Origin of the sequence: Paraburkholderia sp. CNPSo 3281, from assembly GCF_024206515.1 — a bacterium.
In the GTDB taxonomy this organism is placed as follows: Bacteria; Pseudomonadota; Gammaproteobacteria; order Burkholderiales; family Burkholderiaceae; genus Paraburkholderia; species Paraburkholderia nodosa.
Genome location: NZ_JAMBPS010000192.1, coordinates 1 through 561, shown reverse-complemented (window position 1 = coordinate 561; position 561 = coordinate 1). Strand labels below are relative to the sequence as shown.

The 561-nt window shown below is 61.3% G+C and carries 1 protein-coding gene; it reads right to left on the bottom strand.

Going from position 1 to position 561, the window contains the following annotated elements:
* Nucleotides 1–561, bottom strand: a 561-nt coding sequence (locus tag M3I56_RS41855; protein WP_254358726.1) for a phospholipase D-like domain-containing protein, incomplete at both ends; no start/stop codon positions are given.

The window sequence follows — 561 nt, the reverse complement described above, 5'->3', positions numbered from 1 at the left end:
ATGGCGTGCAGGGAGGAAGCATCCTGGCCGGCGTCGCCCGACACCATCAGATCGCGCTCGCTGAGCCAGTTACGGAAGCTCGCATCCCAGATCGAGGTACTGCCGATCACGGCCGTGTCGCCAACCAGGAACAGTTTGTCGTGCATGCGATGCGAAATCTCGACGAGATCGGATCGTGGATGGAAGATTCGGAGTTCAATGCCGGGAGCCACCTCGTGCAGGGCGACGATGAACTCGTCCTCGAACGGGTAGTGCGGCTCGGGGCCGATGCCGTCGATCAGCAGCTTGACCGGCACGCCTCGGCGCGCCGCCTCGACCAGATGACGCAACAGTAGGCCGCCGGTCTGATCGATTTCGAAGATGTAGGCGAGGATGCGGATCTGTTCGGTAGGCGTGGCACGGTCGACCAGCGCAATCCGCGACTGCATCAACTGACCGTCGTCAAGACTGGCGACCAGGTCGACACATTGCGCGCGGCCTTGCTGAGAAGAGGCAAACACGCATGCCAGAATGAGCGCCAGGCTTCTTGCTGTGGTCATGATGTAGCGAACTGGTTCGATG